The organism is Morganella sp. BCCO 40_0007 (genome assembly GCF_032989665.1).
GTDB classification, from domain to species: Bacteria; Pseudomonadota; Gammaproteobacteria; order Enterobacterales; family Enterobacteriaceae; genus Morganella; species Morganella sibonii.
Window position 1 is genome coordinate 16,158 of record NZ_JAVBIN010000019.1, and the last position, 22,401, is coordinate 38,558.

The 22,401-nt window shown below is 53.3% G+C and carries 22 protein-coding genes and 1 riboswitch; of the genes, 8 read left to right on the forward strand and 14 right to left on the reverse strand.

The genetic code is table 11. The features are described from left to right. Positions 1–10: 10 nt before the first annotated feature. The gene (locus R5268_RS18510) at positions 11–1,447 is read left to right on the forward strand and encodes an alanine/glycine:cation symporter family protein (RefSeq protein WP_046895357.1); all 1,437 of its coding nucleotides are present in this window, start codon (positions 11–13) and stop codon (positions 1,445–1,447) included. A 33-nt stretch (positions 1,448–1,480) separates the two neighbouring features. On the opposite strand, the gene thiH is transcribed toward R5268_RS18510, so the two are convergent. Genes thiH through thiC form a run of 6 tightly spaced genes read right to left on the reverse strand, consistent with a single transcriptional unit; the run spans position 1,481 to position 6,918 of the window. Further along, a complete protein-coding gene (gene thiH, locus R5268_RS18515; RefSeq protein ID WP_317420388.1) occupies positions 1,481–2,608 on the reverse strand; it encodes a 2-iminoacetate synthase ThiH in 1,128 nt (375 codons plus the stop codon). Then, positions 2,608–3,375 (reverse strand): thiazole synthase, encoded by a 768-nt coding sequence (locus tag R5268_RS18520; RefSeq protein WP_218427251.1) that lies wholly within the window; start codon positions 3,373–3,375, stop codon positions 2,608–2,610. Before R5268_RS18520 ends, thiH begins: the two co-directional genes overlap by 1 nt. Positions 3,376–3,377: 2 nt before the next feature. After that, positions 3,378–3,578: a sulfur carrier protein ThiS gene (gene thiS / locus R5268_RS18525; RefSeq protein WP_107680694.1), complete on the reverse strand. Its 201-nt coding sequence runs from the start codon at positions 3,576–3,578 to the stop codon at positions 3,378–3,380. Further along, on the reverse strand, positions 3,569–4,327 hold the full coding sequence (locus R5268_RS18530; protein ID WP_052926956.1) for a HesA/MoeB/ThiF family protein: 759 nt from the start codon (positions 4,325–4,327) through the stop codon (positions 3,569–3,571). Before R5268_RS18530 ends, thiS begins: the two co-directional genes overlap by 10 nt. Next, on the reverse strand, positions 4,317–4,982 hold the full coding sequence (gene thiE / locus R5268_RS18535) for a thiamine phosphate synthase (RefSeq protein ID WP_317420386.1): 666 nt from the start codon (positions 4,980–4,982) through the stop codon (positions 4,317–4,319). Before thiE ends, R5268_RS18530 begins: the two co-directional genes overlap by 11 nt. Continuing rightward, a complete protein-coding gene (thiC, locus tag R5268_RS18540) occupies positions 4,969–6,918 on the reverse strand; it encodes a phosphomethylpyrimidine synthase ThiC (RefSeq protein ID WP_317420384.1) in 1,950 nt (649 codons plus the stop codon). The genes thiE and thiC overlap by 14 nt, the downstream gene beginning before the upstream one ends. A gap of 142 nt (positions 6,919–7,060) precedes the next feature. Then, positions 7,061–7,180: riboswitch (TPP riboswitch) on the reverse strand. 255 nt (positions 7,181–7,435) lie between these two features. Between thiC and R5268_RS18545 the strand changes: the two genes are divergently transcribed. Then, positions 7,436–9,013, forward strand: a complete 1,578-nt coding sequence (locus R5268_RS18545) for a methyl-accepting chemotaxis protein (RefSeq protein ID WP_317420382.1) — start codon at positions 7,436–7,438, stop codon at positions 9,011–9,013. A 67-nt stretch (positions 9,014–9,080) separates the two neighbouring features. On the opposite strand, the gene R5268_RS18550 is transcribed toward R5268_RS18545, so the two are convergent. Genes R5268_RS18550 through R5268_RS18575 form a run of 6 tightly spaced genes read right to left on the reverse strand, consistent with a single transcriptional unit; the run spans position 9,081 to position 14,382 of the window. Next, positions 9,081–9,755 carry an HAD family hydrolase gene (locus R5268_RS18550; RefSeq protein WP_317420381.1) on the reverse strand — a complete coding sequence of 225 codons (675 nt, stop codon included), beginning with the start codon at positions 9,753–9,755 and terminating at the stop codon, positions 9,081–9,083. A 9-nt stretch (positions 9,756–9,764) separates the two neighbouring features. After that, positions 9,765–10,793 (reverse strand): ABC transporter ATP-binding protein, encoded by a 1,029-nt coding sequence (locus R5268_RS18555; RefSeq protein WP_046895348.1) that lies wholly within the window; start codon positions 10,791–10,793, stop codon positions 9,765–9,767. 10 nt (positions 10,794–10,803) lie between these two features. Next, on the reverse strand, positions 10,804–11,604 hold the full coding sequence (locus R5268_RS18560) for an ABC transporter permease (RefSeq protein WP_391510284.1): 801 nt from the start codon (positions 11,602–11,604) through the stop codon (positions 10,804–10,806). Next, positions 11,591–12,454: an ABC transporter permease gene (locus R5268_RS18565; RefSeq protein WP_410795847.1), complete on the reverse strand. Its 864-nt coding sequence runs from the start codon at positions 12,452–12,454 to the stop codon at positions 11,591–11,593. The genes R5268_RS18560 and R5268_RS18565 overlap by 14 nt, the downstream gene beginning before the upstream one ends. Positions 12,455–12,476: 22 nt before the next feature. Next, positions 12,477–13,301 carry an alkaline phosphatase family protein gene (locus tag R5268_RS18570; RefSeq protein WP_317420378.1) on the reverse strand — a complete coding sequence of 275 codons (825 nt, stop codon included), beginning with the start codon at positions 13,299–13,301 and terminating at the stop codon, positions 12,477–12,479. A gap of 10 nt (positions 13,302–13,311) precedes the next feature. Next, complete coding sequence (locus tag R5268_RS18575; protein ID WP_052926964.1) at positions 13,312–14,382, reverse strand: ABC transporter substrate-binding protein; 1,071 nt, start codon at positions 14,380–14,382, stop codon at positions 13,312–13,314. A 200-nt stretch (positions 14,383–14,582) separates the two neighbouring features. Between R5268_RS18575 and nudC the strand changes: the two genes are divergently transcribed. The 6 genes from nudC to R5268_RS18605 all read left to right on the forward strand — a co-directional run bounded on the left by nudC (position 14,583) and on the right by R5268_RS18605 (position 19,050). Next, entirely contained in the window at positions 14,583–15,365 is a 783-nt protein-coding gene (nudC, locus tag R5268_RS18580; protein ID WP_127378520.1) for an NAD(+) diphosphatase, read from the forward strand. A 92-nt stretch (positions 15,366–15,457) separates the two neighbouring features. Beyond that, complete coding sequence (hemE, locus tag R5268_RS18585; RefSeq protein ID WP_317420375.1) at positions 15,458–16,525, forward strand: uroporphyrinogen decarboxylase; 1,068 nt, start codon at positions 15,458–15,460, stop codon at positions 16,523–16,525. Positions 16,526–16,559: 34 nt separating this feature from the next. Then, positions 16,560–17,294 (forward strand): deoxyribonuclease V, encoded by a 735-nt coding sequence (gene nfi, locus R5268_RS18590; RefSeq protein WP_230061377.1) that lies wholly within the window; start codon positions 16,560–16,562, stop codon positions 17,292–17,294. 6 nt (positions 17,295–17,300) lie between these two features. Then, a complete protein-coding gene (locus R5268_RS18595) occupies positions 17,301–17,891 on the forward strand; it encodes a YjaG family protein (protein ID WP_107680683.1) in 591 nt (196 codons plus the stop codon). A gap of 182 nt (positions 17,892–18,073) precedes the next feature. Further along, positions 18,074–18,346 (forward strand): nucleoid-associated protein HU-alpha, encoded by a 273-nt coding sequence (gene hupA, locus R5268_RS18600; RefSeq protein WP_046895341.1) that lies wholly within the window; start codon positions 18,074–18,076, stop codon positions 18,344–18,346. Between the two features lie 44 nt (positions 18,347–18,390). Next, a complete protein-coding gene (locus R5268_RS18605; RefSeq protein WP_306297291.1) occupies positions 18,391–19,050 on the forward strand; it encodes a DUF1481 domain-containing protein in 660 nt (219 codons plus the stop codon). Positions 19,051–19,075: 25 nt separating this feature from the next. On the opposite strand, the gene purD is transcribed toward R5268_RS18605, so the two are convergent. Both purD and purH read right to left on the reverse strand, forming a co-directional pair. Then, positions 19,076–20,359 (reverse strand): phosphoribosylamine--glycine ligase, encoded by a 1,284-nt coding sequence (gene purD, locus R5268_RS18610; protein ID WP_317420369.1) that lies wholly within the window; start codon positions 20,357–20,359, stop codon positions 19,076–19,078. 16 nt (positions 20,360–20,375) lie between these two features. Further along, the gene (gene purH / locus R5268_RS18615) at positions 20,376–21,965 is read right to left on the reverse strand and encodes a bifunctional phosphoribosylaminoimidazolecarboxamide formyltransferase/IMP cyclohydrolase (protein WP_317420367.1); all 1,590 of its coding nucleotides are present in this window, start codon (positions 21,963–21,965) and stop codon (positions 20,376–20,378) included. Between the last annotated feature and the right edge of the window lie 436 nt (positions 21,966–22,401).

A 22,401-nucleotide genomic window follows, 5' to 3' on the forward strand; every position in this document is an offset into this window, starting at 1 on the left:
GATACTCATTATGGACACGATTCTTAATATTATTAATCAGTTTTCAGATTTTATCTGGACTTATCCGATGCCGGTTTTATTAGTCAGTCTCGGTATCTGGCTGACTATTAAATTCCGTTTTAAATACCAGCTTAATTTTCGTTTTAATATTAAAAATACCTACGGCGGATTATTTAAGAAAAAAAATGCCGGTGAACAAATTCAGGGTACGGGATCGGTGTCCAGTTTTGCCGCCGCCTGTACCGCGCTGGCGAATACCGTGGGTATCGGCAGTATCGGCGGGGTGGCAACCGCGATTACGATGGGTGGGCCGGGCGCGATATTCTGGCTTTGGTTCTCCGCTTTTTTCGGAATCGCAACGAAAGCCTGTGAAATTATTCTCGGCCAGCGTTACCGCGTCAAATACGAAAAATCGATGGATGAATATGTCTGTGACCGTTCATTTGTGATGGAACATGCACTGGGCTGGAAAAAAGGTGCGGTTGCATTGTCGGTGTGCTGTTTTATGCTCGGGCCGTGGACATGTCTGGTGCAAAGTGAATCCGCAACGTCATCTATCGAAGAAGCGTTTAATGTCGACAGTTATCTGACATTGCTGGTGATGGTTATTTTTATTGCCAGTGTCATCATCGGCGGATTAAAAGGTATTTCCTCCAAAATGGAAAGTGTGGTGCCGAAACTGGCGATCACCTATCTGACCGTCGCGGTGATTCTGCTGGTGATGAATTATGATCAGATCCTGTCTGCATTTGCCCTGATCTTTAAATCGGCCTTTTCACCGGCTGCCGGTGTCGGCGGATTTGCCGGGGCAACCGTGATGGAAGCCATCCGTTTCGGGATCGCGCGGGGTATTTATTCTAATGATGCCGGAACCGGCTACGGTATTGTGGCACATGCGGCAGCAACAACGGATCACCCGATCCGCCAGTCCAGCTGGGGTTTTGGCGAGGTTTTCCTGACCATTATTATCTGTACCGTGACGGCGCTGGCTATTCTGACCACCAATGTCTGGGTGGATTACGCCGGTATTACTTCATCACGCCTGACCACGCTGGCATTTAAAGTGACATACGGTGATGCAGGCAGCTGGTTTATGGCGATATTTATTACCCTGCTGGCCTGTACGACGACCATCGGTATGTATTTTACCTGTGAGAAAGCGGTTAACTTTTTCTTCGGGGATACCAAAGCCAATAAAATCGCGAAAAACCTGTACCGGGTTTATTATCTGGCGCCGATTGTGTTATTTACCAACCTTCAGGCTGATATTTTATGGGCGCTGACGGATATTCTGAGTGCGGTTTATGTGCTGATCACCATGACATTAATACTGAGCAGACGAAAAGAGATTTTCCGGTTGTTTAATGATTTCTGGGATCGCTATATTCCGGCGAAAAATGCCGGACAGGATGTGCCGCCGGTAACTTACTGTAAGCGGATAGACTAAAAAATAAGGCCGGTATTCACCGGCCTTTTTACATCATCGTCCCAGATATTTATCCCAGTCCTTCCAGACCGGCTGAAGACCGGCGGCCAGCAGGGCATCGGCGACCTGTTGCGGAGAGCGGTTATCATGCGGACTGAACTGCTCCAGTTCCGGATCATCATCTTCGGCATAGCCGCCGGGCTGGGTCCGGGAACCGGCGCTGACCTGGTTTATCGCCACTGGCACCATATGATCACGGAAATACGGTGATTCGCGGGTGGAGAGAGAGAGCTCAATATCCGGTGCAAACAGGCGGAAAGCACAGATAAGCTGTACCAGCTCCGTTTCATTCATCAGGGATTCCGGCTCAATACCACCTGCGCACGGGCGCAGACGCGGGAAAGAGATGGAATAACGGGTTTTCCAGTAGCGCTGACGCAGATAATGCAGATGCTCCGCGACCATATAGCAATCTGTCCGCCACTGTCCGGACAGACCGATCAGCGCGCCCAGGCCGATCTTGCTGATCCCGGCCTGACCGAGACGATCCGGTGTCTGTAACCGCCAGTGAAAATCCTGTTTTTTTCCTTTCAGATGGTGCCGCTGATAGGTGCTTTCATGGTAGGTTTCCTGGTATACCATCACCCCGTCCAGCCCCAGTGTGCGCAGTTCGGCGTACTCCTCTGTTGCCATCGGCTGTACTTCCATCATCATGGTGCTGAAATAATCGCGGATCAGCGGGAATGTTTCACGGAAGTAGTCCATTCCCACTTTGCGCTGATGTTCGCCGGTGACCAGCAGCAGGCTGTCAAACCCGAGGGCTTTTATCGCTTTACATTCTGTATGAATTTCTTCCGGTGTCAGGGTCTTGCGTTTAATGTGGTTACTCATGGAGAAACCGCAGTAAGTACAGTCATTGGCACACAGATTAGAGAGATAAAGCGGGACATACATTCCGACGACATGACCGAAACGCTGACGGGTCAGCGTCTGTGCTTTCTGTGCCATCACTTCGAGATACGGGCGGGCGGCAGGGGAGATCAGCGCCATAAAATCCGCCGTGGTCAGCGTGTCCGCACTCAGTGCCCGTTCGACATCGCGGGCAGTTTTACTGTTGAGTTGCAGGGTGAGATCATCCCAGTCCAGCAGCCGCCAGTGATCGCTGAAGGTTGTTTTACGCATCACAACGCCTCCAGAAATGAGGTCAGCGGGCTGGAGGCCGAAGCCTGCTGCTGCTTCGGTGCAAGCCCCGCTTCCCGTGCCAGTAGTCCGGCCTCAACGGCCTGGCGGAACGCTTTCGCCATGATGACCGGCGAGCGGGCAACCGCCATGGCGGTGTTGACCAGCACGGCATCCGCGCCCAGTTCGATGGCTTCCAGGGCATGTCCGGGCGCACCAATCCCGGCATCAATCACTACCGGAACTGTTGCCTGCTCAATAATAATGCGCAGCATATCGCGGGTCTGTAATCCCTGATTGGAGCCGATAGGTGCCCCCAGCGGCATAACGGCTGCGCATCCGGCTTCCTGCAACCGGCGGCATAACACCGGGTCCGCACTGCAATAGGGCAGGACAACAAATCCCTCTTTTACCAGTATTTCTGCCGCGGCCAGGGTTTCAACCGGGTCCGGCAGCAGGTAACGGGTATCGGGGTGGATCTCCAGTTTGATCCAGTTGGTGCCGAGTGCTTCCCGCGCCAGTTGCGCGGCAAAAACCGCTTCCCGGGCATTGTTTGCGCCGGAGGTATTCGGCAGCAGTTTAATACCGAGTTCACGGAGCGGGGCAAGGATATCATCGTGCCCCTGAGAAAGATCGATGCGCTTCATCGCCATGGTGACTAACTGGCTGCCGGAGGCGGCAATGGCTTCCTGCATCACCCGGCTGCTGGTGTATTTCCCGGTGCCGGTAAATAAATGGGATGTAAATGTGGTATCTGCAATCGTCAGCATCATTAACCTCCTGCGATAGCCTGAAAAAGTAAAATCTGATCGCCGTCGCGGATAATATGTTCCGGCCAGCAGCCGCGGACAACAATAGTCTGATTGACCGCGACAGCCATACCCGCCGCCGGACGGCCGAGGGATGCCAGCAGTTCACTGACGGTGACAGGAGCATCAAAATTCATGACCTCGTCATTAACCGTTATGCGCATGCGGCTGCCTCCTGACACACAGGGCAACCGGTATCCCGCCGGAGTTGCAGTGTGCTCCAGCTTTGCTGTCTGCCGTCGAAGAGACGTAATTTTCCGTTCAGCGGGGAGGGTAATCCGGCCAGCAGTTTGATCGCTTCCAGCGCCTGGAGAGTGCCGATTACGCCGACAACCGGACCGAGAACACCGGCGGTGCGGCAGTTGCGTTCAGGAATGACATCATCCGGATACAGACAACAGTAACAGCCGTGCTCAAACGGTGGCTGCAACACCAGAAGTTGTCCGCTGAATCCGACCGCACTGCCGCTGACCAGGGTTTTTTGCTGCGTGACACAGGCGGCATTGATAGCATGGCGGGTCGCCATGTTATCGGTACAATCGAGGACAATATCCGCTGTCTGTACAATATGTTGCAGCGTTTCCCCGGTCTGGCGTTCGGTGATCACATTGAGTGTCAGTGCGGGATTCAGCGCCCGCAGACGCGCTGCTGCGGTACGGGCTTTATTGTCCGGCACATCGGCTTCGGTATATAAAATCTGACGCTGAAGATTGGAGAGATGCACTTCATCATCATCAATCAGTGTCAGCTCACCGACACCGGCCGCGGCCAGATACAGCGCCGCAGGTGAGCCGAGCCCGCCGAGGCCGGTGATCACCGCATGAGATCGTTTGAGTTTCAGCTGACCTTCCGGACCGATATCCTCCAGCAGCAACTGGCGGCTGTAGCGCATAAAGTCATGATCATTCAGCATGGTTAACCTCCTGATGCTCTGTGATTTCCCCGGTCAGTATCATCAGTTGCCGGGTGGCGGTCTGCCAGTCAGCGGCTTTGGTGATCGCACTGACCACCGCAATGCTGCCGACCCCGGTGGCAGCAACAGCAGGGGCACGATCAAGGGAAATACCGCCGATGGCGACCAGCGGGAAATCCGGTGTCGCGGCCACCTGGCGGGCTAAGTTTTCTAATCCCTGCGGGGAAGAAGGCATGATTTTGGTTTGTGTCGGGAAAATATGTCCCAGTGCGATATAGGAGGGATACAGCGCTTTGGCGCGCTGCAATTCCGTATCATCGTGAGTGGAAATCCCGAGACGCAGCCCGGCCTGCTGAATAGCCCGCAGGTCGGCAATATCCAGATCTTCCTGGCCGAGATGCACACCATAAGCACCGTGTTTTATCGCTGGGCGCCAGTAATCGTTGATAAACAGCCGCGCCTGATACTGTTTTCCCAGCGCGACGGCAGTGCGGATCTGCTCATCCACCTGTGCATCGGTTTTGTCTTTGATGCGTAACTGAATCGTCCGCACACCGTATGCCAGCAGCCGCTCAATCCACACCAGCGAATCCACCACCGGATACAGCCCTAATTTGTGTTCCGTCCGGGCAAACGGCGCGTCAGGCAGATTCATCGATACGCTCCTCTGCACTATGGTACAGCTCGCTGCCTTTGGCACGGAAGGCGTCAGACATCTCTTCCATCCCGGCGGCGTAGTCGCGGACTTCCTGTGAGATTTTCATTGAACAGAATTTCGGCCCGCACATTGAACAGAAATGCGCGACTTTGCCGGATGCCTGCGGCAGTGTTTCATCGTGGTAAGTCCGGGCGGTTTCCGGGTCCAGCGCCAGGTTGAACTGATCTTCCCAGCGGAATTCGAAACGTGCTTTTGACATCGCGTTATCGCGGATTTGGGCTCCCGGATGTCCCTTGGCAAGATCGGCAGCGTGCGCAGCGATTTTATAGGTGATAAGTCCTTGTTTAACATCTTCTTTATTCGGCAGGCCGAGATGCTCTTTCGGCGTGACATAGCAGAGCATCGCGCAACCGAACCAGCCGATCAGTGCCGCACCGATACCGGACGTGAAGTGGTCATAACCCGGCGCGATATCGGTAGTCAGCGGCCCCAGCGTGTAGAACGGTGCTTCGTGGCAATGATCCAGCTCTTCCGTCATGTTTTTGCGGATCATCTGCATCGGCACATGACCCGGGCCTTCAATCATCACCTGCACATCATATTCCCACGCGATTTTGGTCAGTTCGCCGAGGGTATGCAGTTCCGCAAACTGAGCTTCGTCGTTGGCATCCTGAATTGACCCCGGACGCAGGCCATCACCGAGAGACAGCGCCACATCATAGGCCGCACAGATTTCACAGATGTCACGAAAGTGCTGATACAGGAAGTTTTCCTGATGATGAGACAGGCACCATTTCGCCATAATCGAACCGCCGCGTGACACAATGCCGGTCAGGCGTTTTGCCGTCATCGGCACATAGCGCAGCAGGACACCTGCGTGAATAGTGAAGTAATCCACCCCTTGTTCCGCCTGCTCCAGCAGGGTATCGCGGAACATTTCCCAGGTCAGGTCTTCGGCAACACCGTTCACTTTTTCAAGAGCCTGATAGACCGGCACGGTACCGATAGGCACCGGACTGTTACGCAGTATCCATTCGCGGGTTTCGTGAATATAACGGCCGGTGGAGAGATCCATCACCGTATCGGCCCCCCAGCGGGTGGACCAGACCAGTTTTTCCACTTCCTCTTCAATGGAGGAGGTAACAGAAGAGTTACCGATATTGGCATTCACTTTCACCAGAAAATTACGGCCGATAATCATCGGTTCAGATTCAGGGTGGTTAATATTGGACGGAATAATGGCGCGTCCGGCGGCGACTTCATCGCGGACAAATTCCGGGGTGATGTTATCCGGCAGATTGGCGCCGAAATGCTGTCCCGGATGCTGTTGCAGCAGAACTTCGCCACGGATACGTTCACGTCCCATATTTTCGCGGATGGCGATAAATTCCATCTCCGGGGTAACAATCCCTTTCCGGGCATAATGCAGTTGTGTCACGCATTTTCCGGTTTTGGCTTTCAGCGGTGCCGGGCGGTTCGGGTAGCGCAGATGGTCAAGACCGTTATCGGCCAGCCGGTCACGGGTAAAATCAGAACTCAGCTGTATCACTGCTTCGGTATCGCCGCGCTCTGCGACCCATTGTTCACGCAGGCGGGCAAGACCGGCGCGGACATCCAGTTTCACCTGCGGGTCGCCATACGGCCCGGCGGTATCATAAACCGGTACCGGTTCATTCTCTTCATACTGCGGATTGGCCTTGTCTCCGCCGATCAGTGTGGGCGACAGGGCAATTTCCCGCATCGGCACACGAATATCCGGGCGGGAGCCGGTGAGATAAATACGGGACGAATTCGGGAAATTGACGCCTTTCAGCGTGCTGATATATTCCTCAGCCGCGTCGCGCTGCTCACGGCGGGTACGGGCTTTGGAGGGGGTAGCGGTTTCCGCGCCCGGGGAGAGATCAGTGGTATCAATACGTTGTTCACGGGACATAGCAAATTCCTTACAGTGAAACCGGCAACGCCGGAAGAAAAAGTGAGAAATTGCTTGTCTGGAGGTGCGTCAGGAGTAATGCGTGATAACCGGCTGTACACAACATCCGCATGGCGGCGGCTGAAAAACGGCGGTTAAAAAAGGAAAGATTACTCTTGTTCCCTTCGCGGGTACTAACCCGATCAGGTTCCGCGGATCCCGAATTAACGGTCTCAGCCCGATTTATCACAGGGATAAATGCTGGGCACTCCGACAAGAAAGATTTCAGTATAAGAAGCTGCCCGGAAACTACAACCTTTTTATAACATCATTTATTTACCTGAAGCGTTCCCGATCATTCCCCTCTGATAGTCAGCAGTTACACCGCAGCGGCCAAATATAAAAAAAATTAAATTAAAACTGATAATTTCCGGTCAGTTGCCGATGTTTTCTGTCGGCGTGCCTTATTACGGCATATAAGAAAAGATATTTGGTTATTTATTGGCCTTATTGATTGCTTTCTGCATCAGGAAAAAAAATGAATCTTAAAAATATGACGATCCGGGTCAGGTTATCTGTCACATTCGGTGTTCTGATCGCCATTCTGGCGCTGGTTTCCGGGATGGCGGTGATGAACCTGTACAAAGACAAGGAGATGTTCACGGATTACGTCAACGGGACATATGCACTTCAGGTTCAGGCGTATGAAGTCCGCCATGCAACGGAAGAGCGGGCGATCATGCTGCGGGATATGATCAATTCAACTGATAAGAAAGATAAAACAGAAGAACTGAACCGTTTTGAAGAAGAAGACGGGAAAGTGAGTGAAAGAACTCAGACACTGCTGGATATGGTTAATGAGTTCGGTATGGATCCGCAGGGATGGGACCTGCTTGATAAAATGATAGCGGATGAAAAACACTATGCCGCCGTGACCCGGGAAGTACTCGAACTGGATAAGCAGGGCCGTCATGAGGAGGCGATTGCGAAAATGATGGATGCGGAATATGCCGCATCGGATGCCTATATCCTGTCATTCCGTGCCAGCAGAGATCACGGCACTGAAACCGGTAATCAGCTTATTCAGCAGTTTAATACGAATTTTGAGCGTCAGAGCAACATTATTCTGGTGTTCGCACTGCTGGCATTAACGCTGGCGATTGTTTCCGGGGTGATGATTATCCGGAACCTGACCCGTGCGCTGGGTGCCGAACCCGCACAACTGAAAGAAGTGGCTGAACGTGTCGCTTCCGGTGATCTGTCGCCGTCCGATGAAACGTATCCGGTTCCGGAGGGCAGTGTGCTGAGTACTCTGAAAGCAATGCAGAGGAATCTGGCCGGTATCGTCGGCACAGTGCGTAATAACAGTGACAGTATTGTGACCGGGACAATGCAGATAACCAGCGGTAATGCGGATCTGAGTCAGCGGACGGAATCCCAGGCCAGCAGTCTGCAACAGACAGCGGCATCTATGGAGCAGTTATCTGCCACGGTGAAAAGCAGTGCGGAGATTGCCGCCAAAGCGAACATGATGGCAGCGGAAGCATCCGAAACGGCCCGTCACGGTGGAGAAAAAGTGGATCTGGTTATTCATGCCATGCAGGATATTTCACACTCTTCACGGACAATCACTGACATTATCGGCGTGATTGACTCCATCGCATTCCAGACCAATATTCTTGCGCTGAACGCGGCGGTGGAAGCCGCACGTGCCGGTGAACACGGGCGCGGTTTTGCTGTGGTATCCGGCGAAGTCCGGACACTGGCACAGCGGAGTGCACAGGCGGCCGGTGAAATAAAAAATCTGATTAATACCAGTGTTGAACAGGTGGACGCCGGCAGTAAACTGGTGGCAGAAGCCGGTGAGTCGATGCAGGTGATTGTCACTCAGACACAGAGCGTCAGCCAGATGATTGACGAGCTGACACTGGCGGCGAATGAGCAGTCTCAGGGTATTTCGCAGGTCGGGATTGCTGTGCAGCAGATTGATGAGGTCACACAGCAGAATGCCGCGCTGGTGGTTGAAAACGCGGCCGCAGCGGAAAGCCTGCATCAGCAGGCGGGGCAGCTCATGCAGGTCATGACGCAATTCAGACTGGGAAGCAGTGCTGCCTGAGCCGGCTGATACCCGCTGACGTATCTTCGGCTGCGGGTATTATATTTATCAGTGACGGGCAGGAAGATCAGCCGTTTATTGGGTTTAGCGACCACGTCAGCTGCATCCACCCCTGTTTTTCTGCCTCTGCCTGCAATACCGGGTCGGCGTTGACCGTCAGCACATCCGTGGCATAGCGGCACAGCGGTAAATCGTTGGCGGAATCGGTATAAAAAATCGTACGTTCCGGTAAAAACTGGCGAATATCCAAAAAGTTAGCCAGTTTTTCCACTTTGCCTTCACGGAAGGTGGTGATCCCCTGTAATGCGCCGGTGTAATGGTCATCTTTGATTTCCAGTTCGATACCAAACGCCAGATTCACCCCCAGCATCTTCGCCACCGGTTTGACAATAAAATCGGCGGTGGCGGAAATAATAATCACCGGTACGCCGTGTTCTTTGTAAAACGCGAGGGTTTTGATGGCATCCGGGTAGACCAGCGGGCGCACTTTGCTTTCGGTAAACTCAGCCACCCATTCATCAATCTGTGCAACGGTGGCATTACCCAACGCCTTAAGGCTGAAGGCCATATACGCAGCCATATCCAGCTTCCCGGCGCTGTAATCTGCCATCATCTGCTTATCTGCGGCAAAAAAGGCCGGATCAGTGATAATGCCTTTCTCCCACAGATAGTCTGTCCATAACAGGCTGCTGTCCGCAGCGATTAAGGTGTGATCGAGGTCGAAAACCGCTAATGTTGACATGACGTTCCTTTAATTAACTGACGGGGCAAGGGCGCGGATTTCATTTTTATTAAACATCAGCTCCAGCTGTGTGCCCTGTTCAAACAGCCGCTCAGAGGAGCGGTTCAGCAGATCCACGGTCAGTGCGCCCATTCCGGTATCCACCTGATAACGGATAATATTGCCCAGTAACTGACTGTCACGGATTGTACCTGAAACGGGACGGGAAATGTGTTCCCCGTACTGTCTTCCGGCCTCGCGGACATAAATGGACTCCGGGCGGATCGCCACAATACCGCTGAGATTCAGGCCGAGCAGGCTGTTGGCATTGTGTGCGTTCACCAGATTATAATGCCCCATAAAACGCGCGACAAACTCATTGGCGGGCTGGGTGTAGAGGTTTTCGGCGGTATCACTCTGCACGATTTCACCTTTGTTCATCAGGAAGATGCGGTCTGACATCAGCATCGCTTCTTCCTGGTCGTGAGTGACAAAAATCGTGGTCAGATTCAGTTCCCGCTGGATTTGGCGGATTTGCTGACGCAGATGTTTGCGGATTTGCGCATCCAGCGCGGAGAGCGGTTCATCCAGCAGCAGGATACGCGGTTTCATCACCAGCGCCCGTGCCAGTGCCACCCGCTGACGCTGGCCGCCGGAAAGCTGATGCGGCAGATGCTGCTCTTTTCCTTTCAGACCCACCAGCTCAATCACTTCCGCAACGGCTTTGCGCTGTTCATTTTCCGGGATTTTCTGCATCTTCAGACCGAAAGCAATGTTGCGTTCGGTCGTCATATTCGGGAACAGCGCATAGCTCTGAAACACCATACCAATCTCCCGCTGCTGTGGCGGGGACAGTGTAATATCATGTTTATTCACATAAATTCTGCCATCATTAACAGGCTCCAGCCCGGCGAGACAGCGCAGCAGGGTGGATTTACCGCAGCCGCTCGGGCCGAGCAGGGTAATAAATTCCCCTTTGCTGACAGAAAAATTCAGACCGGAAAAGACCGGCGTGGCAGCAAAGGATTTTGTCAGGTTTTCAGCAATTACATAGCTCATCAGTGATTCCTCAGCGGCTTAAGCGTGTTGCGATCAGGGTCAGGATCAGGGTGAAAATAAAGTAGCTCATCACCAGGGCAGAGGTGAAATGCCCGCTGGTCTGACGCATGTTGTAGAGATAGATTTGCAGTGTTTCGTAACGGGTGCCGACCAGGATATTGGCAAACACAAACTCACCGAACAGGAAAGAGAACGCGATCAGCAATGACACCAGCAGCCCTTTGCGGATATTCGGCACCACCACCAGCAGAAATGCTTTAAAAGTACCTGCGCCGAGCAGATGAGCGGCATCCAGCAGGTCTTTCAGCGGCACGCCGTTCAGGCTGTTGGCCAGCGCCCGGTACATAAACGGCAGGGTGATGGTGAAATAGGTACCGATCAGAATCCACGGCGTACCGGCGATCGGCAGCGGTCCGTCAGCAAACAGTTGCAGCAATCCGACTGAGGAGACGACCGGTGGCACGGCAAACGGCAGAATAATCAGGATCTCCATCAGCCCTTTGAGCCGCGGGAAGTAATAAAATACGGCAAATACCAGCGGCAGGATCACCAGCGTGCTGAGAGCGAGTGTGACAAAACAGATAAACAGCGAGCGGCCGAATGCCGCGAGGAAACGCGGGTCCTGCCACAGCTTCAGATACCACTGTAACGTCAGGCCGTCCGGCAGCACCGTAGCGCCCCAGCGGGTGGAGAAGGAATACACCAGCGTCGCGATAATCGGTAACAGCAGCAGGATCACAATCAGGCTGAGCATGAATTTGTGATAACGCGCCATGGACGGCGGATTGAGTGTGAGATCAGCACTTGGCATGGTAACTCCGTTTCAGCAGCCAGTGATAGACAGCAGTGATGAATCCGAGGATAACCATCAGCAGGACAGAGAGTGCCGCCGCCATATTCGGTTCCAGGAACAGGTCGCCGGACACCAGGCTGGCGATACGGATGGTCACCATATTGTAGTTCCCGGTAGTCAGCGCATAGGTGGAGGCATAAGCGCCGGCGGCATTGGCAAACAGAATGATAAACGTGCCGAGCAGTGCCGGAGAGAGCACCGGCAGCGCGATATAACGCCAGTAGGCGAGGCGTCCGGCTCCCATGGTTTTGGCGGCATCTTCCCATTCCGGTTTCAGGGCATCAAAGGCCGGATAGAGCAGCAGAATTCCCAGCGGGATCTGAAAATAGAGGTAAATCAGCATCAGTCCGGAAGCGCTGTAGAGATTGAAATCCTCAATTATCCCCCAGGCTTTCAGTTGCAGGGTGATAGCGCCGTTGACGCCGAGAATAATAATAAAGGCAAACGCCAGCGGCACACCGCTGAAATTGCCGGTCATGTTGGTGAAAGCAATCAGCCAGCGGCGCGGACGCGGCGGGGCGTGCTGTAAGGAAGCGGCGAACAGCGTCGCGAGGAGAAGCCCGCCGACCGCCGATATCCCGGAAATCCACAGCGTGTTTTCAAAGGACTGAATATAAAAAGGGCTGCTGAAGATTTCGGTGAAATTCGCCAATGACCAGGCATCTTCATACACGAAGCTGTTGATAATCACCCATAACATCGGCGCAAGCTGGAAAAGCGCGAACAGCAGCGCGGCAGGGAGCAGTAACAGCATCGGTTTCAGCGGCAGACGGCGTGACAGAGAGCGGGCATGTTGCTTACTTTTCATCGCGGTCAGCTCCGGCAGAATATCAGCCATGGTATGTCTCCCGCAGCAGACGCGGCGCAGCGGCTTTATTGTGTCCGCTCAGGCCGAGCAACCGGCAGACAGTACCGCACAGTTGTGTCTGCTGCACCGGGAGGTCTGCTTCGTGAGAGAATGCATCACCAACAACAAACAGCGGCACCGCACGCTCTTCATCCAGAATTCCGCCGTGGGAGCGATCATTATTCATACCGTGATCACTGGTCACCAGCACCTGATAACCCGCTTCACGCCATGCAGGCAGATACGCGGAGAGCAGACCGTCTGCACGGCGGGCACTGTTGCGGTACTGCTGTGAATCACCGCCGAATTTATGACCGGCATCATCAATATTCATCGGGTGAATAAGCAGGAAGTCGGGGTGGTATTGACGGCGTAAATATTCCGCATCGAGAAATAAATGATCGTCCGGATAGTGATCCGCCTGATAAAAACAGCCGTGTTGTATTGCCAGCGAATCATCATGAGTGAATCGGTCACGGACGGCATCAAACGGCGCACGGTTATACAGCTCACTGACCCAGTGATACGCCGCAGCCGCGGTGGTTTTTCCGGCTTTTTGTGCGAGGGAGAAAATACTCTCGTTGTGTGACAGACGCACCACCTGATTGTGCACCACGCCGCTGTCAACCGGACGCACGCCGGTCAGAATACATTCATACAGCGGGCGGGAGAGTGAGGGCAGTTCACAGTTCAGGCTGTACAGAGTGGCGTCCCCGGATTCGGCTAACCCCTGCATAAAGCCCATGCAATCATGGGCTGTGCGGTAGTTTAGGCCATCCAGAACAACCAGGATAACTGGGTTATTCATTGTCATTCCGTTAATTCATGTTGATGATAACGTTTTGCTGCCACAGCTTCGGCAACTGGCGGGAGGTTTTTTCCCATCCGTCAAAATCGGTAATCGGTTTGGCGTTGCTGTACTGGGATTCCGGCAGCAGTTTGGCTTTGATATCGTCCGGCAACGTCAGATGTGCAGCGCGGATAGGGCGGGCATAGCCTTCAGCCAGGTTGAGTTGTCCTTTATCACTGAAGATAAATTCACGGGCCAGTTTGGCGGCGTTCGGGTTCTTCGCATATTTGTTGATAATCGTGGTGTAACCGGAGGTGACTGAACCGTCAGACGGGATCACCACGGTAAAGCGTTTGGCATCAATCTGGTCGCGGTAGTTAAGGGCGTTGAAATCCCACATTACCGCCACTTCCACTTCGCCTTTTTCCAGGTTTGCCACGCTCGGGTCATTCAGGGATAAACGTTTTTGTTTGGCGAGGTCAGCAAATAATTCAATCGCAGGCTGAATATTGGTTTCATTACCGCCGAGGGCAAAGGCTGCGGAAAGGACACCGCTGTTGGCCTGTGCTGCGATACCGACATCACCGATAGTCACACGGTAGTTACCGCTGCGCAGATCGGCCCAGCTTTTCGGTTGTTCTTTGACAAGGTCATTATTGATGATGAATGCAATGGTGCCGGTATAGGCCAGTGCCCAGTTGCCGTCTTTATCTTTTGCCCAGTCCGGGATCTGATCCCAGGTGGTCGGTTTGTAAGGCTGCACCACATCTTTCTGTACGGCGACAGGGCCGAAAGCGGCACCCACATCCCCGATATCCGCAGTGGCATTCGTTTTTTCAGCGGCGAATTTGGCAATTTCCTGAGCGGAGCTCATATCGGTATCCTGATGGCGGATGCCGTAGAGCTTTTCAAGATCAGCCCAGGTGCCTTTCCAGTTAGCCCAGGTATCCGGCATCCCGACACTGTAAACCACGCCCTCTTTTTTGGCTGCGGCAATCAGTTCTTCAGGAATGGTATTTTGCCCGGCAGAAAAAGCAGAGAAAGAGGCAGTAACCGCTGCGGCGGTCAGTACTAGTTTGGCAGAAGGAAAGCGTGTCATAAAACCCTCGTCAGTTAACTGATTCAGTATCAGTGGTGTGGCTAGGGTATGACGCGTTTGTGACAGGCAACTGACATCGGTGTGACACTTTTCTGACAGCCGGGTGACACGGAAAAACATCCCCCGTTCTGCTGAGTATTCTCCCGGCAAAGGGAGTATGATTTAATCCATTATTATTTCATTAACATGATGTCTCTATTATGCAGCAGATTTTAACAGGCAATGAAACCGGCTACTGGGTGATCAGCGCGGATAACCGCGTCTGGCTGCCGGAAGGACAACTGCCGGAGGGCAGTGCGGCACAATGGATGCTGACCGGGAAACCGGCCGTACGTATCGGGGAGTGGCAGGGATTACCTGTCTGGCTTATCCGCGAAAAAATGCGTTCTGATATGTGTTCCCCACGCATTATTGCCGCAGAGAATGATGACCTCTTCAAAATGGCCGGACGCGGCGTGCAGCTGGCGGAATTTTACCGCTCGCACCGCTATTGCGGCTATTGCGGCGCAGCCATGAAATACAGTGCAAGTGAGTGGGCGTGTCTGTGTGACAGCTGCCGCGAACGTTACTATCCGCAGATAGCGCCGTGTATTATTGTCGGCATCCGCCGTCATGACTCTATTCTGCTGGCACAGCACCGCCGCCACAAAAGCGCGCCGCTGTTTACCGTGCTCGCCGGGTTTGTCGAAGTCGGTGAGACCCTGGAAGAAGCCGTTGCCCGTGAGGTGATGGAAGAGAGCCGGATTGAGATTCAGAATATCCGTTATGTCTCCTCGCAGCCGTGGCCGTTCCCGCACTCGCTGATGATGGGATTCCTGGCGGATTACGCGGACGGTGAAATTCATCACGATCCGTCAGAGCTGCTCAGCGCAGACTGGTACCGGTATGATAATCTGCCGGTTATTCCGCCGCCGGATACCATCGCCCGCCGTCTGATTGAAGATACCGTCGCATTGTGCCGTCAGGATGACGAAGACGCGTAACACCGCCCTGACCCCGGACGACAGGCGTGTTACAATGGGTTTTATTCAGGACGTCAATACGTTACGCGGCCAACAACTTTTTGGAGTCTGTCATGAGTGAACTGAAAAACGACCGCTATCTGCGGGCATTACTGCGTCAGCCGGTGGATGTAACCCCTGTGTGGATGATGCGTCAGGCCGGGCGTTATCTGCCTGAATATAAAGCCACCCGCGAACAGGCGGGGGATTTTATGGCACTGTGTAAAAACACCGAACTGGCCTGTGAAGTCACCCTGCAACCGCTGCGTCGTTTCCCGCTGGATGCGGCAATTCTCTTTTCCGATATTCTCACTATTCCGGATGCAATGGGTCTCGGGCTCTATTTTGAAACCGGAGAAGGGCCGCGTTTTGTCGATCCGATCCAGAATGCCCGCGATGTTGAAAAACTGCCGGTACCGGACCCGGAGCAGGAACTCGGCTATGTCATGAATGCCGTACGCGCCATCCGCAAAGCCCTGAACGGCGATGTGCCGCTGATCGGTTTCTCCGGCAGTCCGTGGACTCTGGCTACTTATATGGTGGAAGGCGGCAGCAGTAAAGCGTTCACCAAAATCAAAAAAATGATGTACGCCGAACCGCAGACCCTGCATCTGCTGCTGGATAAACTGGCAGACAGCGTGATCCTCTATCTCAACGCGCAGATTAAAGCCGGTGCACAATCCGTGATGATTTTCGACACCTGGGGCGGGGTACTGACCGGGCGTGACTACCGTGAGTTTTCACTCAATTACATGCACAAAATTGTCGATGGTCTGATCCGTGAAAATGACGGGCGCCGTGTGCCGGTTACGCTGTTCACCAAAGGCGGCGGACAGTGGCTGGAAGCGATGACGGAAACCGGCTGTGATGCTCTGGGACTGGACTGGACCACGGATATCGCGGATGCCCGCCGCCGGGTCGGTAATAAAGTGGCCTTACAGGGTAATATGGACCCGTCCATGCTTTATGCACCGCCTGCCCGCATTGAAGCGGAAGTGGCATCTATCCTGGCCGGGTTCGGGCAGGGCGAAGGCCATGTGTTCAACCTCGGACACGGCATCCACCAGGATGTTCCGCCTGAGCATGCCGGCGCATTCACTGAGGCTGTTCACCGCCTGTCAGCCAAATACCATCAGGGCTGATCACTGACAGATAACGGAGGTCACCATGACAGCCATTGACACCCGCGCCCTGAAAGCCCGGCAGACGGAACTGGCACAACAGGTCAGTCTGCAGGATGTGCCTCTCAGTCCCCGCTATATTGCGGGGGTGGATGTCGGCTTTGAGGACGGGGGAAATGTCACACGGGCTGCCGTGGTGATCCTCACCTGGCCTGAGCTGGAGGTGGCGGAGTATCAGACCGCCCGCATCCCCACACAACTGCCCTATATTCCGGGGCTGCTCTCCTTCCGTGAAATTCCCGCTGCACTTGCCGCCTGGGAAAAGCTGACCTTAAAACCTGATCTGGTGCTGGTGGACGGCCAGGGGCGTGCTCATCCGCGCCGTCTCGGCGTCGCCGGGCATCTCGGGGTACTGCTGGATTTGCCTGCGATTGGTGTTGCCAAGAGCCGGTTATGCGGCACGTTTGAACCGCTGGCGGAAGAGGCCGGGGCACAGTCGCTGCTGACAGACAAAGGTGAGCCGCTCGGCTGGGTCTGGCGCAGCAAAAATCGTTGTAACCCGCTGTTTATTTCACCGGGTCATCATATGAGTATTGATACCGCGCTGACCTGGGTAAAAGCCCTGACACGCGGCTATCGCCTGCCTGAACCGACCCGCTGGGCTGATGGCATTGCCTCAAATCGAACGTTTTTTGTCCGGTTGAAGCAGAAATTTCCCGATTTTCCACGTAAAGATGTGGATATCACGGATTTTCAGGTAAACTGCGGCTCACGTCAGAGTAACGAGTAAAGCGGAATGTTAAAGAACCCGATCCATTTACGGCTGGAAAAACTGGAGAGCTGGCAGCATCTCACCTTCGCGGCATGTCTGTGCGAGAGAATGTACCCGAATTATGCCGTTTTCTGTCAGCAGACCGGGTTTACCGATCCGTCGCTTTACCGGCGTATTCTGGATCTCATCTGGGAAATCCTGACGGTCAAAGACGCAAAAGTGAACTTTGATAATCAGCTGGAAAAGCTGGAAGATGTCATCCCTGATGCAGATAACTATGATATTTACGGTGTGTATCCGGCGATTGATGCCTGTGCGGCACTCAGTGAGCTTATCCATACCCGCCTGAGCGGGGAAACACTGGAACATGCTATTGCGGTCAGTGAGATTTCAGTCGGCACTGTCGCCGTACTGGAAATGACACATGCCGGACGCGAAATGTCCGATGACGAATTAAATGAATTGTCCGCTGTTGAAGAAGAGTGGGACATTCAGTGGGAAATTTTCCGCTTATTGGCCGCCTGCGAAGAGCGCGATATTGAGTTGATAAAAGGCTTGAAATCCGATCTCCGTGATGCGGGGATCAGCAATATTGGTGTTAGTTTAGGCGATTAAATCAAAAAACGTGATTTAAGCCTATAAATGCCGGTGTTAAAGGCTTCACAATTGCCCCGTCTCTGGTCTACAGTGGGGGGCGAAAAGAAGTGGCTATCGGGGCGCGTGTATCAGGGCTGTCAAATGGCACATCCGACGCACTCGATGCTTTGCAAACGATAAACACACTGTAAGGATATTTTATGAATAAGACTCAATTGATTGATGCTATCGCAGAAAAAGCAGAGCTGTCTAAAGCACAAGCTAAAGCAGCGCTGGAATCAACTCTGGCTGCCATCACTGACTCTCTGAAAGAAGGCGATGCTGTACAATTAGTTGGCTTCGGTACTTTTAAAGTTAACCATCGTGCAGAGCGTACTGGCCGTAACCCGCAGACCGGTAAAGAAATCAAAATTGCAGCAGCAAACGTGCCTGCTTTCACTGCCGGTAAAGCACTGAAAGACGCAGTAAAATAATTGCGTTGCAAAAACAGATTGATAGAGGGGGATTTCGTCCCCTTTTGTTGATCAGACAGGGGCTGCTTGCACTGGGCTTTGGCTCATTGCTCAGCGCCTGCTCTGTTCAGCCTGATTTTCCTCCCTTCAGCGCATCCGGTTATATCGCGGATGACGGCGCTGTCAGAATGTGGCGTCTCAACGCCGATAATCAGCCCCGTGTCCTGATGAGTGTCTTCAGTCCCTATCACAGCGGACAACAAACCGTCGTCACCGTTTATGAATACCGCAGAGGCCAGCTCTGGCAGATCCGTTCAGAATATCTGGGCGATAACGGCTTTTCCGAGCAGTTACGGCTGGATCACGAAGGCAATGCTATCTTTATGCAGCGTGAAAAAGACGGCCATAAATCTCCGCTGACAGCAGATGAAATCACGCGGATGACCTTTGTGGCAGGCAGACAACTGACGCTGAACAGCGCGCTGGTGATTGGTGATATCCGTCTGAAGCAGGGACAGTGGCGTGACAGCTATGTCACGGATTGTCAGGGTAACAAATCGTATATTGAATTTGATGCGAAAACAGAACAGTTTCTGGCGAAGCGTCAGCGCAGCAGCGCATCACCTATTTATATTGCATGGCTGGATTCACCGGAAGGACGGGAAATTCTGCTGGCGGCAAATGATAACTTCTGTAAATGGGAACCTACGGAAGATTCGCTGTAAATCTCCCGCAGGTTATTAACGCTGTTTACTTATTCAGGCGGGCAATAGCCCGGTAACCGATATCACTGCGGCAAAACGCATCATTCCAGTGAATGTGTTGTAGTGCGGCATAAGCCTGTTTCTGTGCCTGAGCAATATCCTCACCCAATGCCGTCACACACAATACCCGGCCACCATCAGTCACTACGGCGCCATTTTTCAGTGCTGTCCCGGCCTGGAAGACTTTGCAGTTTGCTTCCTGAATATCAAGACCTTCAATAACATCACCTTTGCGGTACTCACCCGGATAACCACCGGCTGCCATGACCACACCGAGTGCCGGACGCGGGTCCCACTGCGACTTTTTACCGGCCAGTTTCCCTTGCGCACCGGCCAGACAGAGCTCAACCAAATCTGACTGTAACCGCATCATGATCGGCTGGGTTTCCGGATCACCAAAGCGGCAGTTGAATTCGATAACTTTCGGTTCACCCTGTTCATCAATCATCAGCCCTGCATATAAAAAGCCCTGATAGGTATGACCTTCTGCTGCCATGCCTTCAACCGTCGGGTAAATCACTTTCTCCATCACACGCTGATGAACGGCATCGGTCACCACCGGTGCCGGGGAGTAAGCGCCCATGCCGCCGGTGTTCGGCCCGGTGTCATTGTCACCGACCCGTTTGTGATCCTGGCTGGTTGCCATCGGTACCACATTTTTACCGTCCACCATGACGATAAAACTGGCTTCCTCGCCGGTCAGGAACTCTTCAATCACAATACGGTGTCCGGCATCGCCGAAAGCATTGCCGGCCAGCATGTCATGTACCGCGTCCTGTGCTTCTTTCAGGGTCATGGCGACGATCACACCTTTACCGGCCGCCAGGCCGTCAGCTTTGATCACCACCGGCGCACCGGTTTTGTCCAGATAAGCGAGTGCCGGTTCAACCTCAGTAAAGTTCTGATAGTCTGCCGTCGGGATGTGGTGACGCGCCAGAAAATCTTTGGTGAATGCTTTGGAACCTTCCAGTTGTGCGGCACCTTTTGACGGGCCGAAGATTGTCAGACCCGCAGCATTGAATGCATCAACCACACCCAGCACCAGCGGGGCTTCCGGGCCGACAATGGTCAGGCCGATATTATTGGCGCGGGCAAACGCGACAAGCCCGTCAATATCTGTCGCACTGATATCCACATTGGTCAGATTCGGTTCCTGTGCGGTACCGGCGTTACCGGGCGCGACATAGACATTTTTTGCCAGCGGGGATTGGGCGGCTTTCCAGGCCAGCGCGTGCTCCCGTCCGCCATTACCGATAATCAGGATATTCATAAGTCAGCTCCGGGTATTAATGACGGAAATGGCGCATGCCGGTGAAAATCATCGCGATATTGTGTTCATCCGCTGCCGCAATGACTTCATCATCACGGATAGAACCGCCCGGCTGGATCACACAGGTAATGCCGACAGCGGCTGCCGCATCAATACCATCGCGGAACGGGAAGAACGCATCGGATGCCATGGCGCATCCCGCCACTTCCAGTCCTTCGTCACCGGCTTTGATCCCGGCAATCTTCGCGGAGTAAACCCGGCTCATCTGTCCGGCACCCACGCCGATAGTCATATTATTCTTAGCGTAAACAATGGCATTGGATTTAACGAACTTCGCCACTTTCCAGCAGAACAGCGCATCTTTCAGTTCTTTCTCTGTCGGCTGACGTTTGCTGACCACTTTCAGATCGTTATCACTGACCATCCCGAGATCGCGATCCTGCACCAGCAGGCCGCCGTTCACCCGTTTGAAATCAAGGGCTGCAACCGGATGCTGCCACTGACCGCAGGTCAGCACGCGGACATTCTGTTTGGCGGCGAGTACCGGCAGGGCGTCTGCCGCGACGGACGGGGCAATAATCACTTCCACAAACTGACGTTCGGTAATTTCTGCTGCTGTTTTGGCATCCAGCTCGCGGTTAAAAGCAATAATGCCGCCGAATGCGGAGGTCGGGTCAGTTTTAAAGGCGTTGTCATAAGCGGTCAGTAAGGTATCAGCAACAGCCACACCACATGGGTTGGCGTGCTTGACGATCACACAGGCCGGCTTATCAAACTGTTTAACACATTCAAGTGCGGCATCAGTATCAGCGATATTATTATAAGAGAGGGCTTTACCCTGTAGCTGTACGGCAGTACTGATGGATGCTTCCTGAATATTCTCTTCTATATAGAAAGCGGCATTCTGATGACTGTTTTCGCCGTAACGCATATCCTGCTTTTTAATAAAGTTGAGATTCAGGGTACGCGGGAACTGACCGGAAGGCTGACTGGTATCGCCGAAGTACGGTTTTACCTTCTGACCGAAATAGTTGGCGATCATACTGTCATAGGCTGCGGTATGCTCAAAGGCTTTGATCGCGAGATCAAAACGGGTATCGAAACTCAGGCTGTTTTGCCCGGCATCCATCTCGGCAATGATATTGCTGTAGTCACTGCTTTTTACCACAATCGCCACATCTTTATGGTTCTTCGCGGCGGAGCGCACCATGGTCGGGCCGCCGATATCGATATTTTCAACCGCGTCTTCCAATGTGCAGCCGGGTTTTGCCACCGTTTCCGCAAACGGATAGAGATTCACAACCACCATGTCGATAGCAGAGATCTGATGCTTTGCCATAATCTCATCATCCGTGCCGCGGCGGCCGAGTATTCCGCCGTGTACTTTCGGATGCAGGGTTTTGACGCGTCCGTCCATCATTTCCGGAAAGCCGGTGTAATCGGAGACTTCAGTCACCGGCAAACCGGCGTCAGCCAGCAGGCGGGCAGTACCGCCGGTTGATAACAATTCAACACCACGGGCGGAAAGTGCCTGAGCAAATTCAGTGATGCCGGTTTTGTCAGAGACACTGAGCAGGGCGCGACGGATTGGGCGAAGCTGTTGCATGAGTTTGGATCCCTTGAATTCAACGAATAGATGACAATAGGTTGCAGGTGAAATCGGTGTATCTCATAAGATTTCAAAACCCGGAGTAAAAAGCAACGGTACACGAATGCAGCAGATTGTAACGCAAACGTTTGCGTGATGCTTGTGAATTTTGTGATTTTTTACTGTCTGTGGATAACTTTGTGCGTAACCCGGTATAAACAGGGGTTTTGCTGGGGAATGCAGCAAACAGTCAGAAAATCGAAAATTAACACTTGTCTTCTGAAAGCGACTCCCTATAATGCACCTCCACTGACACGGAACAACGCGGTAACACGCGGTCCGGCAGGAAAAAAGAGAACGGCGGATAAGAAATTATTGCTTGACTCGAAGGGGCTGGAAACGTAATATACGCAGCCTCGCAACAACGCAGAAGACCGGCAACGGCAGCGAATGT